The following is a 16,907-nucleotide window of genomic DNA, read 5'->3' on the forward strand; positions in this document are numbered from 1 at the left end:
GTTGGGATTCGGCTCGCATGTGGAGGGGTCAGTGGATCAGCAGGGCGCAGGTCCAGCCGGTGAGGTTGGAGCCCTCCAATGCCAATTGCGCCCCGGCGCGCCCTTCCAGAAATCCGGGTTTGCTCAGGTCGCCGAGTCCGGCGGCCAGGCGTTGGCGGATGTGCTGGATACTCGCGGTGAATCGGCCAGGGGTGGCGCTGTCGGCAGCGATGGCGGTGGTGACGGTCAAGATCCCGGCCCAGCCGTGACACAGCGACGCATCGCACACCCGGCCGAGCCGATCCGCGTCGAGCAGCGCCGCCAGCGCCATTTCCTCGGCCTTCTGCCTTCGAGCCGGGTCGCACAGCGCGAGCGCCGCCAGTTGCAAGGCGCGGGCGATCCCCAGATCCCCGTAACACCACGACGGCCGCAAGGGAAGCACCTGCGGCGGTTCGTCGGCGGCGAGCTGGTCGAGGGTGATCCAGTAGGAGCCGCCGAACTTCTCCAGCCACGTCGCGAACGTCCTGATGGCCTCGCGCTGGCCTTCAACGTGGAAGCTGCGGCGAGCAGCCAACGCCAGCAACGCCAGCGGACCGGCGATGCCGTGCGCGATGCCGTTGTTCCCATGGCCGCCAGGCACCTCCACCTGGTGCCTGGGGGTGTCCGGCGACCACCATCCCGGCAGCGTCCGGTTGTCGATCTTGACCGGGCGTGCCAGCGACACCAGGTAGGTCAAGACCTCTTCGAGCAGAGGTGAGGAGCCGGTCCGGGCCAGCAGGAGCGTCCCCAGCCCGGTCAGCCCGCTGATGAGGTCGAACTCGGCCAGCGACGGCAATCGCCCCTCCTGCTGCCGTCGGCGTGCGGCGGCCAGACGAGCGGTTACCACCCGGTCGACCCCTGCCTGCACGTCGCGATCGACGCGACCGGCGCGGCCGAGGACGAACTCCAGCGCCGGGGCTCCGTGATACAAGCTGGCGTTGGAGCCGATGCTGACCCCGCCGGTGACTGCCTCCTGCAGCAGAGGGTGTGCGCCGGCCAGGTCGGCACGCTCGATGTGCAGCAGCGCCTGGCCGAGTGCGCCCTCGGCCAGGGCTTGTGTGGCCAGAGCGCTCATCGCCGCGACTCCAGCGAGACGACGATGCTGTGCGCCCGCCCGCCGATCCACCCATCGGCATCCGGCGGCGGTGCCTCGAACAGCACCGCGACCGGTGTCCCGCTCAGGTGCGCGCGCAGCAGGTCCACGTCCATCTCCCGCGCCAGGTCCAGCGGCAGGTGCTGGTCATCGACCGCAAGCAGGACCCGCTCGGGCACCCCGGCCCGGCCGCGCCAGGCGTGCAACTGATCAGCCCACGCCTCCAGGTGCGCCGTACGGCCGGGCAGCTTGCGGGCGTGGAGCTGCCAGCGGGCGGCAGCCAGGACGGTACGCCGGTAGTGCACGGCCGGGGTGAACGGCAACGTCCACGCGGCGCCCCAGTCGAACCAGGTCACCTGCGCGGTGGCGGCACGGCTGATCTCGGCCAGGAACCGGACCAGCGGCGGCGTGTAGCTGTTCCACAGGAAGTTGATCGCCGTGGGTGCCAGCAACTCCAGGCGCTCCCCCGTCGCGGCCACCGCCAGGTACAGGTGACCGTCGCGAGAGCCGACGACCAAGTCACGGGGATGCAGGACGTTCTCGCCCGCGTCTCGATACTCGCCAACGCTGACCAGCGTCGGCAGGACACGCGGCGCCCGGGTGAGCAGGTCGGCCTCGGCCCGGGTGGGGTGGAACGACAACTGCGCCGACGTCGCGTCGGGCGCGACGGTAGGCAGGTCGGCGTATCCGGCGGCCAGCTCCGGCAGCAGATGCCAGAACCTCCCGGTCATAGTGCCGGCCGCGCGGGAAACGGTGTGGACGCGCAGCCGGAAGTCGCCCGCGTCGAGCGCCTGCATCGTCCGTGCCTGGATCTGGGCGCACACCTCGAAGTGCGGCGCGGGTACGAGGTTGGTGAACGGCTCGGCCGCGGCGGCCTCCAACTCCTCGATTACGGCCTCGGACAAGATCACCGAACGGTTGCCCTCGACGGCGGCCGTCCCGGCCAGATCCAGCAGCAGCCGGTCACGGCGTGACATCGGCCTCGGCGGCTCCGACAACACGCCGAACCCGTCCGGCAGGCCGAGCCCGACGCTGGGGTCGGTCAGCTGCTCCACCGAGACCTCGGTCCCCTCGCCGAACCGGTCGACGAACCGCTCGGCATAGCGCCGCCAGGCCGGAGTACCGGCGGGATGCGTGGCGAGGCGGGCCAGTACCGTCGCCGCGGTCTCCATCTCGACCGCGACCGTCTCGGGCAGCCGCACCTCGGCGTCCAACCGCGTGTCCACCGCTGTGCGCTCGCAGGCGGCGAGGAGCGGGGACGGCACGACGGCGGCCGGATCGGTAATGGTGGCGGCGGCACGCAGCCGGGAGCGCAGCAGCCGCGTGCGCAGCAGGTCGGTGACCAGTTCCGCGCGGCGGCGCGATTCGACGTGCGGGAACTCGGCGGCGAGTTTGCCGAGCAGGGCCGCGTGCGGGATCGGGAAGCCGGCCGCCTGCAGCACCAGTTCCACTGCCGTCGTCGATGCCAGGGTGAACTCGTCTGCTCCCTCGGCCGGCACGTGAACGCGGCCGTCGAAGAGGCGGGCGAGGTTGTTCACGCACACCTCGACGTCGGCCATCCCGTCCTCGCTGGTCTCCCATGCGGTGATCGCCGAGTCCAAGGCTGTCGGGTCAGGCCGATGCACGGCCTCGTGCCCATCCCCGACGCGCACAAGGGCTACGTCGCCGAACTCGACCAGGGCGACCCCGGCGAACAGACCGAACGGGGTGGAACGGTACGCGTAGCGCAGGGCGTACCGGGCGACGGCGAGCGCGGCGCGCCTGGCACGGCGCACGTTGTTCACCCGTCTGTCGAGCACAGCCCGGACCTGCCGCGCCAGATCCGGGCTGGCGTTGGCGACCGCCTGCCGGAAAAACTCATCCGCCCACACCGCAGACAACCACGACCGCCATCGCTCCGTCGAGCAGCCGGGCTCTGGCCAGTCCGGAAGGCGAGGTGGGGTCAGATGGATCGCGGCGCGCAGCATCGCGGTGCCGGTACGCCGATACCGTCTGATCCGCGTCCGTGTCATCGTGTTCACTCCGTTCCTACTCACCATCCGGGGCGCAGGCCCAGGCCCGTTACGGGGACCCGGGCCGATGGCCGGTCTATGACGTGGTGCAGGCGCTCGGGCAGGAACTGCCGCACGTATCACCAGTGCCGCACCTGAGCGACGTGTTGGCCGCTGGGGTGTTCTCCGTGAGCTTGATGTCGAGGTCGAACGGGTCGAACGCAGCTTCCTCAACGGCGACGGCGCCCGCCCGGCCGGTGCCCGGATTGATGGTCGAAGTGCTCATGACTTTGCTCCTGTTCTGTGTTGGGGTTATCGAGAGGAGGGCACCTGTGCCCGTCTCCGTCTCCTCTTCGACCGGCCACGGCCCACTTCCGTTAACAAGCAGGTGGGTGAAGCGTTGGTGAATCCGTCGCCCGCGCCCTCGTGTGAGGGAAAAGGCCACCAGGTTCGGCCCGTGCCCGAGCTCGAGGTCGATCGAGTGCACACCTGGCACAGCTGCTTCGACATGCAGCGCCATTGACGGCGGGTGTTGACCGTCCTGAAGTCGGGCCGTCCCGTCATCGTCTGCCCCTGCCGCAGTCGTAACATCCCATCGGCGTCGGTCCTGCGCTCGTCGGCATAGCTAAACCGCTGTGCCTCGCGGTGCGGCCGCCAGCGCATGATGTGACGTTCCAGGTCCTCCCCGGTCCACCCGATCACGTACGGGTAGCGGAACCCTGCCTCCGACGTCCTGGTGCCCAGGCTCATGAGCACTCCCGGTCATAGCCTGGAATGTGCGCCGCCACCTACTCGGGTGCCTCAGCGGGCACCACGTACGGCTTGCTCTGCTCAGCGGGGACGACCAGGTAGAAGCGGCTCAGGTCCACACTGGGGGTCACCGCGGCCACGATCTTGCCCTGCCGGTCCCAGATCTCCAGTGCCGGCATGTGGTAGCGAGGGAAGGTGCAGGGCTGCGCGTCGCGCAGCTCCAGGCTGATCAGCATCACGCGCAGGCACGGGATGTGCCGCCTCTTCAACTCCTGCTGCACCGGCTCCAACGCCTCGTAGAGCTGATCGGCGGTCTCAGCGGATATGCCCTTGCGGCGGGAGGAAGCGTGTCCGGGTGGCATGACAACGACGCTAGAACTGCACGACTTACTGTCACACCTTTGAGCTGGTCCGCAATCACCCCGATCCCTAGGCGAAGCTGAACTGCGAGTTTGTATCAACTCCCAGACCATTACCCATTGGAATGGGTAATCTGATGGCGTTTCCCGAGAGGAGGCACCCGATGCGTGGACAACGATCAAATATGGGAAGCCCTCAGGCGCGAGGTCGCAAACTGGCACGAATCGGAAAGCAACTCTGGGAAGAGAGCGGATCGGTCAAAAAGGCCGCTATAGAGCTGATGAATCAGCATCCGGACATTTGCAGCCTCCAAGCCCACCGGTACGTATGCGGCCTCTCCCAAGACCAGGCCGCGGTCCGCTACAACAGCGTGACCGGCCACCAGACCAGCCTCGGAGGCACATCCGTCAACGCCTGGGAGACCTGGGCGCGCGAGCGGGGCTCGGCCGGCTCACCGCCCAGCTTCGCCAGCCTGCTCATCCTGGCCGCCGCCTACGGCGGCGGTCCTGCAGGCACTGCCGAAGAGAGCATCTCCCCCAGCGACTTGGTGGCCGAGGCCTATGAGCGCCTGGCTGTGGAAGACCAACTCGCCCTGAAGAGATTCGCCACAGCCAAGTCCGCCGGCCGGGCGGAGCATCCGCCCGTGCCCACAGGGCAACCTGCCGAACTTCGCACCCGGAAGACCTCCGCCGAAGTGAACGACATCGGCCCGGACTTCAGCCTCGCCGTCCCCACCGTTGAGTACGGCAATCCTGTGCGACTGGTCTACTCATTGCCCAATCCGCAGCCAGGTGAACTGCTGAACCTCTCCTGGGCCTCCTTCGGATACGGCATCGAAAGGCTCGTCCATCAGATCAAGAACATCGGCCGCCGTATCGACGTGGACGCCTGCTTCGGCATCAACGAAGCGGGTCTCGTGATGGCGACCTTCCTCGCATCGGCCCAATTCGGACGATGTCCCATCGGCTATTTCAAATGCAACAAGAGCCGCGATCTCATCGCGCTCGACAAGGCCTCGATGTTCCCCGAACTGCCCGAGTCCCCGGCCATCGTCCTGTGTGACTTCGAGGTCAAGCACGCCGACGTGGTGGGCTTCATCTCCCGACAGATCCGCAGCCGCTACCCAGGAGCGGAGATCTACTTCGCGGTGTTCGGGGCCATGACCAAGGGGAAGCTCGAAGTCATCGACTTCGACGATCTGACGGGGGCGAGCATCATGCGGGCGGCAAACTTCAAGGCGGTGTTCGTCGCCGCGACGATGAGCCCTCCCGGCATCGAGCCGCCGCTAGAGCTGCGCTGAACCAACGGAGGTACACCGTGAACGCCTCACCCCCGCTTCCCGGCCTGGCTCACCAGCTCGCCGACCTGGTCGCCTTGGTGATCAGCGAGATCAGGCCTCGCCTGATCCAGGCTGCCCTGTCAGGTGAGCGCTCAGAGGCTGCCAATCTGCGGCACGCCGACAACTTCCTGTCCGCCCATGACCTGTGGATGCACGAGCGCTACCGCGAGCTGCTGGCTCCGATCATCCCCTCCTTCGTCTACGCCTCAGAAGAGGCCGAGCCTCAGGTCATCGGCGACGACCCCGACCCTGACCTGTGCGTCCTGGTCGACCCGCTCGACACCAGCGAGCTGGCTGTGCGGGCCCTGCATGGCTACACGCACGTCATGGTCTACTCCCGCAGTCTTGCCCGGCCCATCGCCGCCGTGGTCGGCGACATCTTCCACTACCTGCAGATCTATCTCGCCGCTCGTGACGAGGCAGGCAGCGACCAGGCGTTCATCATCACCGCGGAAGGCAAGACGCACGAGCTGAGGCTCCATCGTTTCGCCGAGCTGCGGGAAGCCCTGATCACCAATTACCTCATGAAGCCCGTAGAGAGGCTTCGACCGCTCGCCCAGCAGACGGGCTTGATCGAGGCCCTGAACCAGCCATCGGACGACGGGGCGATCCGCGGTCGTATTGGAGTCGACTTCGGGTCCGTCAGTCTGTGCCATGTCGCGGCGGGATTCACCGACGCGGTGATCGAGTTCGCCAAGGGGTTCGCCGTCTGGGACCTTGCACCCGGGCACTACGTTCTCGACGCCGCAGGCGGCGTGGTCCTGGACCTCGAAGGCCAGCCCATCTCTCTCGACTACGGGTTCGGCACCTTGACCGACATCAACCGGGCCATGGACTGCCGGCAAGCTTTCGTGGCCGCTTCGAGCGCACCGCTTGCCCACGACATCCTCTCCTCCATGGGCGTGCAGATGAAGAACTAAGCGATCACAGAAATGAGCTGTGCCCCTCGGCCAGGGAACTTGCTGATTCCGCCGAGTCGGCGCAAGGCGAAACGGCCCCGGCGGGGGAAGGGCCTCTTCCTACTCCGCTGGGTTGATGAGCGCGCTCTGGTTCGCTACAGCGTGATCGTGACCGCTACCCGACCATCGGCCGGTGACGAGCCAGAGTTCATAATGCAGCAGCCATTCGCTTGCCCACGGCAGGATGGTCGTGGCGAGGTACATGCTGTCGTTCCATTCCCCGGGCAGGTGGAGACAGAGATCGCCGCCCGGGTAGACGTGAGGGAGCGAGGCGGCGCGCGGGTGCAGTTCCAGCTCAGGGTCGACGACGATCACCCTGGGCCATGTCCGGTGCCGGTAGGTCACCTGCACGGTGTAAATCTGGCAGATCGGCGCCGGCTGCAGAGACACGCGGCACCAGAGACGGCCCTTGCACAAGCTAGTCTGGGCGTGCGGCAGTACCGCGTGAATCGCTGCGGCCTGCCGCCCCAGATTAACCGCGCGGCGCGGGATGCTGGCCATAGAAGGTGTGTCCGCCCGTACGAGGACCGGTCGCAGTCGGCGACAGTCTGCCGGTCCGGCCAAGTCGCAGATCACCGCTGCTCTCGCCGATCCGGGCGGCGACCCGCTCAGCGGAGGTGTGCATCGCCTTCCGGTCAAACGACTCAATGAGACGGGCGAACACCTGCCGGTACCCCTTGCCCTCCATGGCGGCCAGTTCGTCAACGAGTCTCCTGATCTCGTCGAACCATCGGTAGAACGCTTCCCTCCGCTCGGGATACTCCTTCCACTTGTCAGTGAAGTTCTCCTCTTCATGCGCCGGGTTGGGCACCCACCAGGTGCCGTCGTGCTGCGTTATGAAGCGCGGCATCCCGTCCAGAACCTGACGCATGGCGGTGAACAGGTCGACCTCGTCCTGGTAGGCGTGAGCGGCCAGGGTGGTTACCAGGATCGACGGCGGCCGGTTGTCGGGGTCATCCCCAAACATGATCATCTTGTGCCACTTCAGGACCTGGACGATCCGCTGGAGCGTGGTGCGGACTGGCCAGGCCGGAACGTCCGCGACGCTGGGGTGGCCCTTGGCCTCCAGCGCGCGCCGCGGCTTGGCCTGCTCCCGGAACCACTTGGCGTATCCGCGCGGGTTGCTGTGCTGCCATTTCACCAGGTCCTTGTCGGTGAGAAGGATCCCGGTGGGCGGGTAGTCGACATCGGCGATGGCAGGCAAGACGTCCAGATGGAAGCCGGTATAGACGAGTTGCCAGCACCGGCGCTTGGACTCGATGCGCAGTGGACCGTCGGTGTGCCCCTGGCCGATCTTCCACCTGCGGTAAGCAGCCAGGTGGTCGCCGACCCGACCCTTAAGATCCTCCTGGGAGATGCTCTCCTTGGCCAGCGGGAGCCAGCACACCGAGTCGATGTCGTATTCGCCCGTCGGCCGGTCAGGACGCACGACCGTGCCCAGGAGGAAGGACCCCTGAGGATAGATCCTCCAGTTGATGCCGCCGTTGTCGGCCAGCCAGGCACCGACCTCTTCGTAGCGCGCGACAGCTATCTCGTACAGGTGCGGTGAGATGTCGAGGACTTCCACGGCGCCGTTGATCAGATCGGAGAGCATCCCCGAGAGTGTGTCGAGCTTGGGTGACTTGGTTTCCATGATCATCCCTCACGTGCGGGGTAGTACGGGACGAACACCGGCGCACGGTGATCGCAGAAGAGCCTGTGGACAGCAGGAGAGGCGTCCCGGCTGACGTGCCCCGCGAGTCCGTAGAGGGTCTGGATATCGACCTTGTCGAGCGCGACGGCGCCAGTGGGAACGGTCGGGTTGATACGGAGCACGTTCTCCTTGCCGACGAAGTGCCGGGCCTGCTTGGCGGCGCTCTCGCTCTGCGCCCTCATGAGGATCTCGACGGCGCCACCAGCCCAGGACAGCAGCCCACCACGATCGAGACGACGGTGACGGCTACGGACCTCGGCGGTGGTGCCGAGACTCAGCACCCGGATGGACTTCAGCGGAACGTTCAGCGGGCCCACCGCCTCGGTCAGCGCCACCATCGTCGGATTGTTCGCCCACAGACCTCCGTCGACAAGGCGGGCGCCGTCCAGCGGCAGGCCGGGCAGGTAGGTCGGGGCGGCCGAGGTCGCGAGAGCGACGTTGACCGCGCTCTCGCGCCAGTCGCGCTTCAGGGTCGGCAAGTGGGGCGTGCGGAAGAGGTAGACGTCGTCGCCCGCGAGGTTGTAGCTGCTGATCACCAGCCGTTTGGTGCTCTCTCCGAAGGTCCGCTCACCGAACACCTCGGTGAGCGCCAGCCGCAACGGTTCGGTGTCGTACTTGGCCCGAACCAGGTGACGCACTGTCCGGAGCCTGCTGCGGTTACGGAAGATCCGCGGCCCGTGCTCGACGTAGAAACGGACGATCTCCTTGGCCGGGACGCCCAGGCCGAGCCCGAGGGCGATGATCCCGCCGGTGGACGTACCCGCGATGAGATCGAAGTGATCGACGATCCGGATGTCGAGGTCCTCTTCGAGCCGAGCCAGCACCGCGGCGGTGTACATGCCGCGAAAGCCCCCGCCGTCGAGGGAAAGGATCTGGAAACGCTCCATCGGCACGCCCGACTCCCGGGTACCCGAGTCCGAGGAGGCCGCCTCTAGCGGCTCTCCGCTATCAACAGTACTTAATACCACAACAGATTCTTCAGAGTGGACTTCACCTCAGATGGCGTAACCTTTTACACAGGAAGCGCCCCCCGACCGGCGGGTGGGCCAGGCGATCCGACATGATGGGACAACAAGATCGGGCAAGGGGACTGAGATGAGCACGCAGGCGTTCGACCGGACACGCCTTCGAACCGCACGCGAACTCGCCAAGTGGAGCCAGGCCGAGCTCGCGACTAAGGCGAAGCTGACCCCGGCCGCGATCAGCCAGTTCGAGAGCGGTGCCACACGGCCCAAGCCCGAGACAGTCATGGCGCTCGGCGAACTCCTGGACGTGCCCGTCGAGTTCTTCTACACTCCGATGTCCGACAGTCACGAAGGTTTCTTTCGGAGTCTTCGCAGGACATCCGTCGTCGACCGGCGGCACGCCCGCGCAGTTGGGCAGGTCGCCCACGACCTCGTCCTACACGCCGCCGGGGCTGGCATGTTCCCCGCCCACACCGTTCCCGTGCTCCCTGCGAGCGGCCTGGATGCTGAGGCGTCCGAGATTGAGCAGAGCGCCGCGCACGTCCGGTCGCTGTGGGGTGTTGCCCCTGGGCCGATCAGCGACGTCGTCGGTCTCCTGGAGATGCACGGAGTGGCGGTGATCAGGCTGCCCCTCGGCAATACTGATGTCGACGCCTTCTCCCTGCCGTTCGCCGACCATCCGGTTGTCGTCCTCAGCACCGACAAGAACGATCGCGCCCGATCACGGTTCGATTGCGCACATGAATTGGGGCACCTGATTCTTCACGGCGAGCAGATCTGGGGCGTCAAGGAAGTCGAGACCCAGGCTCACCAGTTTGCCGCAGCCTTTCTGATGCCCGCTGAGGACATTGTTGACCAACTGCCGAGTAGACCCGATTGGCCTGTTCTATTCGAGCTCAAACGCCGCTGGCAAGTCTCCCTAGCTGCGCTCATCATGCGGGCCAAAACACTCGGAAAGATGAACGACCGCGCCTACCTTACCGCCGTCAAGACAATCTCGGCTCGTGGATGGCGACGGGTCGAACCCGTCCCGCTTGGGGCTCCCGAACAGCCTTCCTCGCTCCTCGCCTTTCTCGCTTCTCCTGAGAGCACTGAAGCCAGAACGTTCCTGCCGGCCAACGTTGTAGACAACATCTACAGGGCATCGGCTGCCTAGTCCTGGTTCGTGAGCGATTGTACTGTAGCAATAAGTTTTCATTGTTCACTATGGACCACTAAGGCGCCACCAGGACGCTCGGTGCGCTACGGCGCGCCTTTGGTCGGCGGGTCACCCAGCACCTTGATCCCGATCTCTTCGAGATCTAGGAAGACTCGTTTGACATGGTTGAGATGGCGGTAGATGACCGTCCGCGTCTCGGCATCGCGGGCAGATCCATTCCAGATCGGATCGAAGATCTCCGAGTTGCTCACGGCAGTTTGTGCTACATCAAGTGCCGCCAGTAGGTCAACATCCCTTGTTTCGAAGCGGATCTTTCGTGCGTTCTGCTTGATGATCTCCATATTTTGGGCCATTGCGCGGCCGCTATCAGTATTCGCCCACTCGATCATGTCGCTCGTCTTCCACTGATGTCCTGCGCTGCTGATGGCGATTATCTGCAATGCGTCGACCCAGCTGTTGGCAGCGTGGACCATGTCTGCGATAAGCAGCCGCTGACGCTGACGTCGTTCTTCGTTTCGGCTGGATTCCGCAGCCGCATAGATGCCGCTGAGGATTGTTTCTTTGAGTTGATCAGTAAAGGATGCGCCAATGACATCGGCTACTTCGGCGTCAGTTAGCGTCCACGAACGTTGCAGCGTCTGAAACTCGGCAAGTTGCTCCTTCTTCCACGTGCGCAACATGTCGGCGGTGAAGTGCTCTGGAGTTTGATCAATCTCCCATGCGTGCGTATCGCACAGCGGGATCAAATTTGACGCCGCCCGGTTAGCCGCCTCAGACATGTTCGGGTCCCAGCGTGGCCCGCCCTTGCTCCGGGCGTGGATATGAGCGATCCGGCTGTTAAGAATGTACTCACCGGTGTCGCCGTTCAGCCGGTAAAGGGGCTTCTTGCAAGTCGGCTCCCCACACCGCCATGCCGTGCCGTAGAGCTGCTTGATCGTGCCTTCAGTCGGCGTCCGATGCTCAATCGGCTGGGCGCCAGAAGATGCGTTCGACACCAGACCATCATCGCCTACCGACAGCTCGTCCAGTGCCAGCTCATAGAGCCGGAAGGGCGCTGAGCGCATCCGTCCGCGAGAGCAGCCACTATGAGCAGGCTAAACAGCTCTAACCGACTCTCATCGGCCATCCGCGTTCGCCTCTGATCTTGGAGATGGCTTCCAGCAGTGGCCGCAGTTGGGTGACGTCCTTGTGGTTGATGCCGCTGAGAGCGCGTTGCGCGAGCCGGTGTCCCTTTCCTCGGTGGGAGTGGGTTAGGTCGGCCGGCAAGAGACTTGCCGTTGCTGTTCCGCGTGGATGGCGGGGTGGTCGGCGACGCGGATGTAGCCAGCCAGCGTAGTTCCCGCGCTGAGCGCAGCAGCTGGGCTGCGGGGGTTGCTTCGATCTCCGGGTCGAGCCGGTAACCGTGGCAGAAGCGAAGCCAACGCTCACGGGGACGGCCGAAGCGATGGCGCCCCCGGAGCGTGGAAAAGCGTCTTGCAGGTAGGTGCCGTAGCTGATGGAGCCCCAGTCGGCGAGCCGCCAGCGGCCGGGGCCGCCAAACAGGTTGCCAATGTGGGCATCACTGTGGACCACGCCGTGATCGAGACTGTTGAGCAGGGCGGAGGCGCTTTCCTCGACGCGGTCGCACTGCTGCAGGAGCCAGGACCGCTGAGCTGAGTCTAAGGACGAGAGGGCCGAAGCGGCGAAGGTCGGCCCGCAGAGTTCCCAACGATCACATACCGGGCGGTGGGAGCGATAGTGACGGCATGGTGTGAAGCGCGCACGATCGTACCGAGTCATGTTCCGCAGAGGAGGCCAGCACAATTCCGCTGCGAAGCGGTGGAACATGCACCTCAGACAGCTTGATCAACTCTTTGACGGATCAAAGGCCCTCCCCAACCCGGCATGCCCGCGACACCTCCTGGTTTGGCGTTCTGTTGATCGTCTTAGGCGTCTGACTTGACGAACGGGTTCGCGGAACGCCCCGCCACCCGCCGGAACCGTGCCGAAGAGCATCCAGCGAGCAACCAATGGCGCGCCTCGGTCTACCCAGAGGCGGGCGGAGGCCCTTCGAAAACCGAGAAACCCCAGCTCAGGCCCTTGAGCTGGGGTTTCGGTGCGGTGCGCCGCCAGGGACTCGAACCCCGGACCCGCTGATTAAGAGTCGCTAGCCTTAGTGTTAAATCACGCCTAATTACGCCTCATTGTGACCCTTTTGATGGCTTCTATCGAATGTCAATTGTCCCAAAATGCCAGCACGTGCTGACGCGCGCCACGCGCCGAAGAGCAACCAACGAGCAACAGCGCGGGTGAGGACTGTACGGTGAGTGCTTTTCATCTTGCCTCGCGGAGCTGATGGACGAGGTTGGCCTTGACAAGCTGGCCTACGGGAAGAGGGCAGCAGCGTAGCTTGCGGAGGATGCGCCAGGTCTTCAGCTGCGCATTGGCGCGTTCGCCTGGTCCGCGGAGCTTGGCATGCGAGGAGTTGGCCGTCTTCTGCGAGGCCGGCTTGTTCTTCCCCTTGTAGGGCACCCGCACGGGCTCACCGGCGCCGGCGTAGCCCTTGTCTGCTAAGGCGATCAGTCCGGCGGCGTTCAGGCGGCGCACGATGCTCCGGATCCGAGCGGCCCTGAGGCCGTGCACCGAGCCCGGCAAGGCGCCGGAGGTCCGCAACGGCGTGCCGTCCAGGGCGGCCAGGACCTGAATGTTCATGCCGCGCTTCTTGTGCTTGAGGGAGTAGTCGGGCCGGTCGGCGGCGACTCGATAGATAGGGATCAGAGTGCCGTCCAGCACCACGAAGGCGTAGCCGGCGCGCTGGGCGGCTCGTCATGCCTGGTCCAGGTCAGGCGAGCGGTCGGCCAGCAGCGTGATGGCTTCACGGATATAGCGCCATGCGGTGGTGGCGCCCACGGCGAAGCCCGCTGCCAGTTCGGTGAGTGTCTCGCCTCTGCGCAGATGGACGCCCTCGAACAGGCAGGCATCATCACCCTGGCCGACAAGGCGTATCAGGGCGCCGAAGGCCCAGTCCGCACCCCGAACAAGGGCAAGAACAAGCCCGCCTCCCAGAAACAGGCCAACCAAGCTCACGCCAAGCTCCGCGGGCCCGGCGAGCGCGCGAACGCCCAGCTGAAGAGCTGGAAGATCCTCCGAAAGCTACGCTGCAGCCCGTCCAAGGCCGGCCACCTGTGCAAGGCCATCTCCGTCCTTCAAAACCACCGGGCTCGCGCAGGCCGCGTGAGGATGAAAAGCATTCAGTGATTGCGAAGATGCGCTGCGCGACCGAATTGGTCCGGTAGGCTCGACCGATGGCGAAGATCTTGGTCACCGGAATGTCGGGCAACGGCAAGTCCACGACGATGGAAATGCTTGCAGCTCGAGGGCATCACGCCGTCGATACCGACACCGACCAGTGGAGCCACTGGGTGACACTGCCGGACGGATCTAGTGACTGGGTATGGCGGGAGCAGGCCATCAGCGACCTGCTCGCCAACCACCGGACGGGCGCGCTCTTCGTAGCTGGCTGCAAATCCAACCAGGGCCGGTTCTACCCGCAGTTCGACCACGTCGTCCTGCTCAGCGCTCCCGCTGAGATCATGTTTGCTCGCATCGCGACGCGAACCAACAACACCTTCGGCAAGCGCCCCGAGGAGCGTGAGGCTATCCTGCGCGATTTGGTGGAGGTGGAGCCGCTGCTCAGGGCAACCTGTACGGTCGAGGTCGACACACGTGCACCGATCAACAAGATCGTCCTGCAGCTTGAAGAGCTGGCACTGAGGTGCCAAGAAGATTCCGGACAGTTGACTACATAGCTGACAGAAGTCTGTATGGATAGGTGTTCGTGAGCAGGCGCCGCAGACAGTTATCGCCGGGCTTCAAGGAAGGAGCCGCCCCGAGGCCTTCACCAATTCAAAACTCGTACACGAGGCCTGAACTGGTGTTTCTTCATGTCGGCTAGGTTATTCGGTGGTACTCGCTGAGCAGCATGCGGCGATGAATTCGACCTTCAATCGGCACCACAACTTGCTCGTCTTGACTGGGAGGGCGTTGCTGACAGGACTGGTGCGTTCGATGATGTGTAATGCTCGGCGTACTCTTCCAAGACCGGTCAAAGGTGCTGTTCTTCGTAGATTAGTCATCCGGTCAGTGTGTTCAGCTCGAACGGTGTGCACCCAGCGTTCGGCGTAACAGTTGGCCCGCGGCGGCGTCTTTATCACCGTGACACCAGCCCCGGCGAAGATCTCATCGAGACAGCGGTGAATTTGGCGTCCGGTCATGAATCAGGAACCGAAACGAGCTCGCCTTCTGCCCGAGATCTATGAGCAGACCGCCTGCCTGCTGAGCCGTCCATGCGCCAGCTGAAGGGGCGGCCACAGCCAGAACGTGCACATGCCGGTCCCTATCTCCATCACGAACAACACGTACAGGCGCTTCAAGAAGATCGTGTCGACGTGGAAGAAGTCGCAAGCCAGCAGTCCGTACGCTTGTAGGCGTAAGAACTTCCGCCAGGAGGCATCAACCCGCACGCCTTCAGGCCGATCCACGAGCCGCGCCGCTGGGCGGAGAAGGGCATCTACGGCGAGAAGATGTACGCCGCCGACCACTCGCTGGCCGCCGAGGCGCACCGCCCGGCGATCCGCTGGCTGATCGCGCTGGCCGCCGTGGGGCTGGGGATCATGGTGTATGGCCTCGTCAGGATCGAGGCGTGGCCGTCGGTGTTCGGCCTGGCGCTGATCTTCGTCTCGCAGCTGTGGCAGATCGACCGGTTCGTCGCCATCTACGAAGAGGGCCTGCGCCGCACCTCCCCCGACAGCAACTGACCCTGCCCGTGGCCGGCGACCCCGTCCCGGCCACGGGAGCCCTCGAGCCCCTGAAGGTGAGAAAGCCCGCCATGCACACCCCCGGAACGGCGCACCCGCGCCGCTGGTGGATCCTGGCAGCGCTCTGCCTGAGCCTGCTCGTCCTGGTGATCGACAACACCATCCTCAACCTCGCCATCCCCTCTCTTATGCGCGAGCTCGGCGCGTCCCCGCAGGACATCCAATGGATCATCAGCGCGTACACGCTGGCCTTCGCCGGACTGCTGCTGACCGCCAGCGGGCTGTCGGACCGCTACGGCCGCAGGCGCAGGCTCACCGCCGGCCTGACGGTGTTCGCGCTCGCCTCCCTGCTGGCCACCTACGCCGGCACGCCCGAGATCCTGATCGCCGGGCGGGCACTGATGGGCGTCGGCGCCGCGTTGGTCATGCCCGCCACCATGTCCATCCTCATCACGGTGTTCGACGAGAGCGAGCGGCGCAAGGCCATCGCCGCCTGGAGCACCGTGTCCCTGGCCGGCCTGCTGGCCGGGCCGTCGCTGGGCGGCTTCCTGCTGGATCACTTCTGGTGGGGGTCGGTGTTCCTGATCAACGCGCCCGTCGCCGCCATCGCGATCGCCGCCGCGATGCTGCTCATGCCGGAATCCACCGGCAGAGCCGGGCGCAGCGACGCCGTGGGCGCGCTGCTGTGCACCACGGGCATGGTCGCCGTGGTGTACGCGGTCATCGCCGCTCCCGAACACGGCTGGGACAGCCCTCTCACCACCGGAGTACTGGCTTTCGGACTGGTCGTCATGGCCGTCTTCGCCGTCTGGGAGTTGCGCACACCCACGGCGATGCTGCCGCTACGCGTCTTCCGCGACCGCACCTTCACCGGCGGAACCCTGGCGGTCATGCTGCTCGCGTTCGCCGCGGCAGGCATGATGCTCGCGCTCACCCAGTACGTCCAGCTCGTCGCCGGTTACGGCGTGCTGCAGGCCGGGATGGCGCTGCTGCCGTTCGCCGCCTCCTCCGCCGTATTCAACCTGGCCGGCGCCACGCTCGGCCGCCGCTTCACCAACCGGACGATGGTCACCACCGGCATGCTCGTCACCACGGCAGGGTTCCTGCTGCTGGCCACGCTGACCCCCAACGGCGGCTACCCGCTGCTGGCCGCCGCCCTGACAGTGCTAGGCATGGGCGCCGGACTGGCCACCCCCGCGGCGGTCACCGCGCTCATGGGCGCCATCCCGCCCGAGGAAGCCGGCGCCGGCTCCGCGATGAACAGCACCATCTCCCAGGCCGGCAGCGCCCTGGGCATCGCCGTGCTGGGCAGCGCCCTGACCGCCGGCTACCGGTCCCAGCTCCCCGGCGGACTTCCCACCGGCGTCCAAGAGTCCCTGGCCGGTGCTCTGGCCAGCGGACAGCAGGCGATCATGGGCGTGGCCCGGCAGGCGTTCACCGGCTCCATGTCGTCCGTCATGCTCGCCGGTGCCGTGCTCACGGCCGCCGCCGCCGTGGTCGCCTTCACCCTGCTCCGCACCCGCCGCACCACACCGGACGTAGCCGCCACCGCCGAGACCGCCACCGCGCCTGTCACCGTGCCTGTCACCGTGCGCGCTGCGGACGACCGGCGCGCACCAGCGGCCGACTGACCTCGGCGCCGCCGACGGCGCCATCCCTCAGGAGCAGGCGGCGGGCGGGCCCGCCACCACGCCGCCGCTCTCGTGAAACCCTATGCACCCGACGTTCAGATGAAGGAAGGCCGAATCATGCCGCCCGCACGGCGGATCATCCTGCCGTACGCG

The 16,907-nt window shown here is 65.8% G+C and carries 15 protein-coding genes and 1 pseudogene; 7 read left to right on the forward strand and 9 right to left on the reverse strand.

All coding sequences use genetic code 11. The features are described from left to right. Positions 1-28: 28 nt before the first annotated feature. From KME80_RS26660 to KME80_RS26675, 4 genes are all read right to left on the reverse strand, one after another. Positions 29-1,093 carry a lanthionine synthetase C family protein gene (locus KME80_RS26660; RefSeq protein WP_219508973.1) on the reverse strand — a complete coding sequence of 355 codons (1,065 nt, stop codon included), beginning with the start codon at positions 1,091-1,093 and terminating at the stop codon, positions 29-31. After that, positions 1,090-3,150 (reverse strand): lantibiotic dehydratase family protein, encoded by a 2,061-nt coding sequence (locus tag KME80_RS26665; RefSeq protein ID WP_246645836.1) that lies wholly within the window; start codon positions 3,148-3,150, stop codon positions 1,090-1,092. The genes KME80_RS26660 and KME80_RS26665 overlap by 4 nt, the downstream gene beginning before the upstream one ends. Before the next feature lie 49 nt (positions 3,151-3,199). Next, positions 3,200-3,388, reverse strand: a complete 189-nt coding sequence (locus KME80_RS26670; protein WP_219508976.1) for an FxLD family lanthipeptide — start codon at positions 3,386-3,388, stop codon at positions 3,200-3,202. A 502-nt stretch (positions 3,389-3,890) separates the two neighbouring features. Beyond that, positions 3,891-4,214: a hypothetical protein gene (locus KME80_RS26675; protein ID WP_219508977.1), complete on the reverse strand. Its 324-nt coding sequence runs from the start codon at positions 4,212-4,214 to the stop codon at positions 3,891-3,893. Between the two features lie 161 nt (positions 4,215-4,375). On the opposite strand from KME80_RS26675, the gene KME80_RS26680 reads away from it, so the two are divergent. Both KME80_RS26680 and KME80_RS26685 read left to right on the forward strand, forming a co-directional pair. Continuing rightward, entirely contained in the window at positions 4,376-5,512 is a 1,137-nt protein-coding gene (locus KME80_RS26680) for a hypothetical protein (protein ID WP_219509036.1), read from the forward strand. Positions 5,513-5,529: 17 nt separating this feature from the next. Continuing rightward, a complete protein-coding gene (locus tag KME80_RS26685; protein ID WP_219508978.1) occupies positions 5,530-6,471 on the forward strand; it encodes an inositol monophosphatase family protein in 942 nt (313 codons plus the stop codon). Positions 6,472-6,570: 99 nt separating this feature from the next. On the opposite strand, the gene KME80_RS26690 is transcribed toward KME80_RS26685, so the two are convergent. Genes KME80_RS26690 through KME80_RS26700 form a run of 3 tightly spaced genes read right to left on the reverse strand, consistent with a single transcriptional unit; the run spans position 6,571 to position 9,090 of the window. Then, the gene (locus KME80_RS26690; protein WP_504739724.1) at positions 6,571-7,011 is read right to left on the reverse strand and encodes a type II CBASS E2 protein; all 441 of its coding nucleotides are present in this window, start codon (positions 7,009-7,011) and stop codon (positions 6,571-6,573) included. After that, complete coding sequence (locus KME80_RS26695) at positions 6,983-8,143, reverse strand: nucleotidyltransferase domain-containing protein (RefSeq protein ID WP_219508980.1); 1,161 nt, start codon at positions 8,141-8,143, stop codon at positions 6,983-6,985. The genes KME80_RS26690 and KME80_RS26695 overlap by 29 nt, the downstream gene beginning before the upstream one ends. Before the next feature lie 2 nt (positions 8,144-8,145). After that, the gene (locus KME80_RS26700; protein WP_246645842.1) at positions 8,146-9,090 is read right to left on the reverse strand and encodes a CBASS cGAMP-activated phospholipase; all 945 of its coding nucleotides are present in this window, start codon (positions 9,088-9,090) and stop codon (positions 8,146-8,148) included. Between the two features lie 208 nt (positions 9,091-9,298). Here KME80_RS26700 and KME80_RS26705 point away from each other — a divergent pair, with 208 nt between their 5' ends. Beyond that, positions 9,299-10,324: an XRE family transcriptional regulator gene (locus tag KME80_RS26705; RefSeq protein WP_219508982.1), complete on the forward strand. Its 1,026-nt coding sequence runs from the start codon at positions 9,299-9,301 to the stop codon at positions 10,322-10,324. An 86-nt stretch (positions 10,325-10,410) separates the two neighbouring features. Here KME80_RS26705 and KME80_RS26710 read toward each other — a convergent pair whose 3' ends face one another. Both KME80_RS26710 and KME80_RS26715 read right to left on the reverse strand, forming a co-directional pair. Further along, entirely contained in the window at positions 10,411-11,391 is a 981-nt protein-coding gene (locus KME80_RS26710; RefSeq protein WP_219508983.1) for a hypothetical protein, read from the reverse strand. A 1,249-nt stretch (positions 11,392-12,640) separates the two neighbouring features. Then, positions 12,641-13,393 (reverse strand): annotated as a pseudogene (locus KME80_RS26715) (transposase family protein). On the opposite strand from KME80_RS26715, the gene KME80_RS50710 reads away from it, so the two are divergent. From KME80_RS50710 to KME80_RS26735, 4 genes are all read left to right on the forward strand, one after another. Beyond that, positions 13,295-13,564, forward strand: coding sequence for a transposase family protein (locus KME80_RS50710; RefSeq protein ID WP_372455395.1), 270 nt, complete (start codon positions 13,295-13,297; stop codon positions 13,562-13,564). The pseudogene KME80_RS26715 and the gene KME80_RS50710 overlap by 99 nt on opposite strands. 47 nt (positions 13,565-13,611) lie before the next feature. Further along, entirely contained in the window at positions 13,612-14,115 is a 504-nt protein-coding gene (locus KME80_RS26725; protein WP_219508987.1) for an ATP-binding protein, read from the forward strand. A 702-nt stretch (positions 14,116-14,817) separates the two neighbouring features. Next, positions 14,818-15,123, forward strand: a complete 306-nt coding sequence (locus KME80_RS26730; RefSeq protein ID WP_308125944.1) for a DUF6653 family protein — start codon at positions 14,818-14,820, stop codon at positions 15,121-15,123. Between the two features lie 71 nt (positions 15,124-15,194). Continuing rightward, positions 15,195-16,754 (forward strand): MFS transporter, encoded by a 1,560-nt coding sequence (locus tag KME80_RS26735; RefSeq protein ID WP_219508990.1) that lies wholly within the window; start codon positions 15,195-15,197, stop codon positions 16,752-16,754. Positions 16,755-16,907 lie beyond the last annotated feature (153 nt).

This window comes from Nonomuraea ceibae (genome assembly GCF_019396325.1).
Classification (GTDB): Bacteria; Actinomycetota; Actinomycetes; order Streptosporangiales; family Streptosporangiaceae; genus Nonomuraea; species Nonomuraea ceibae.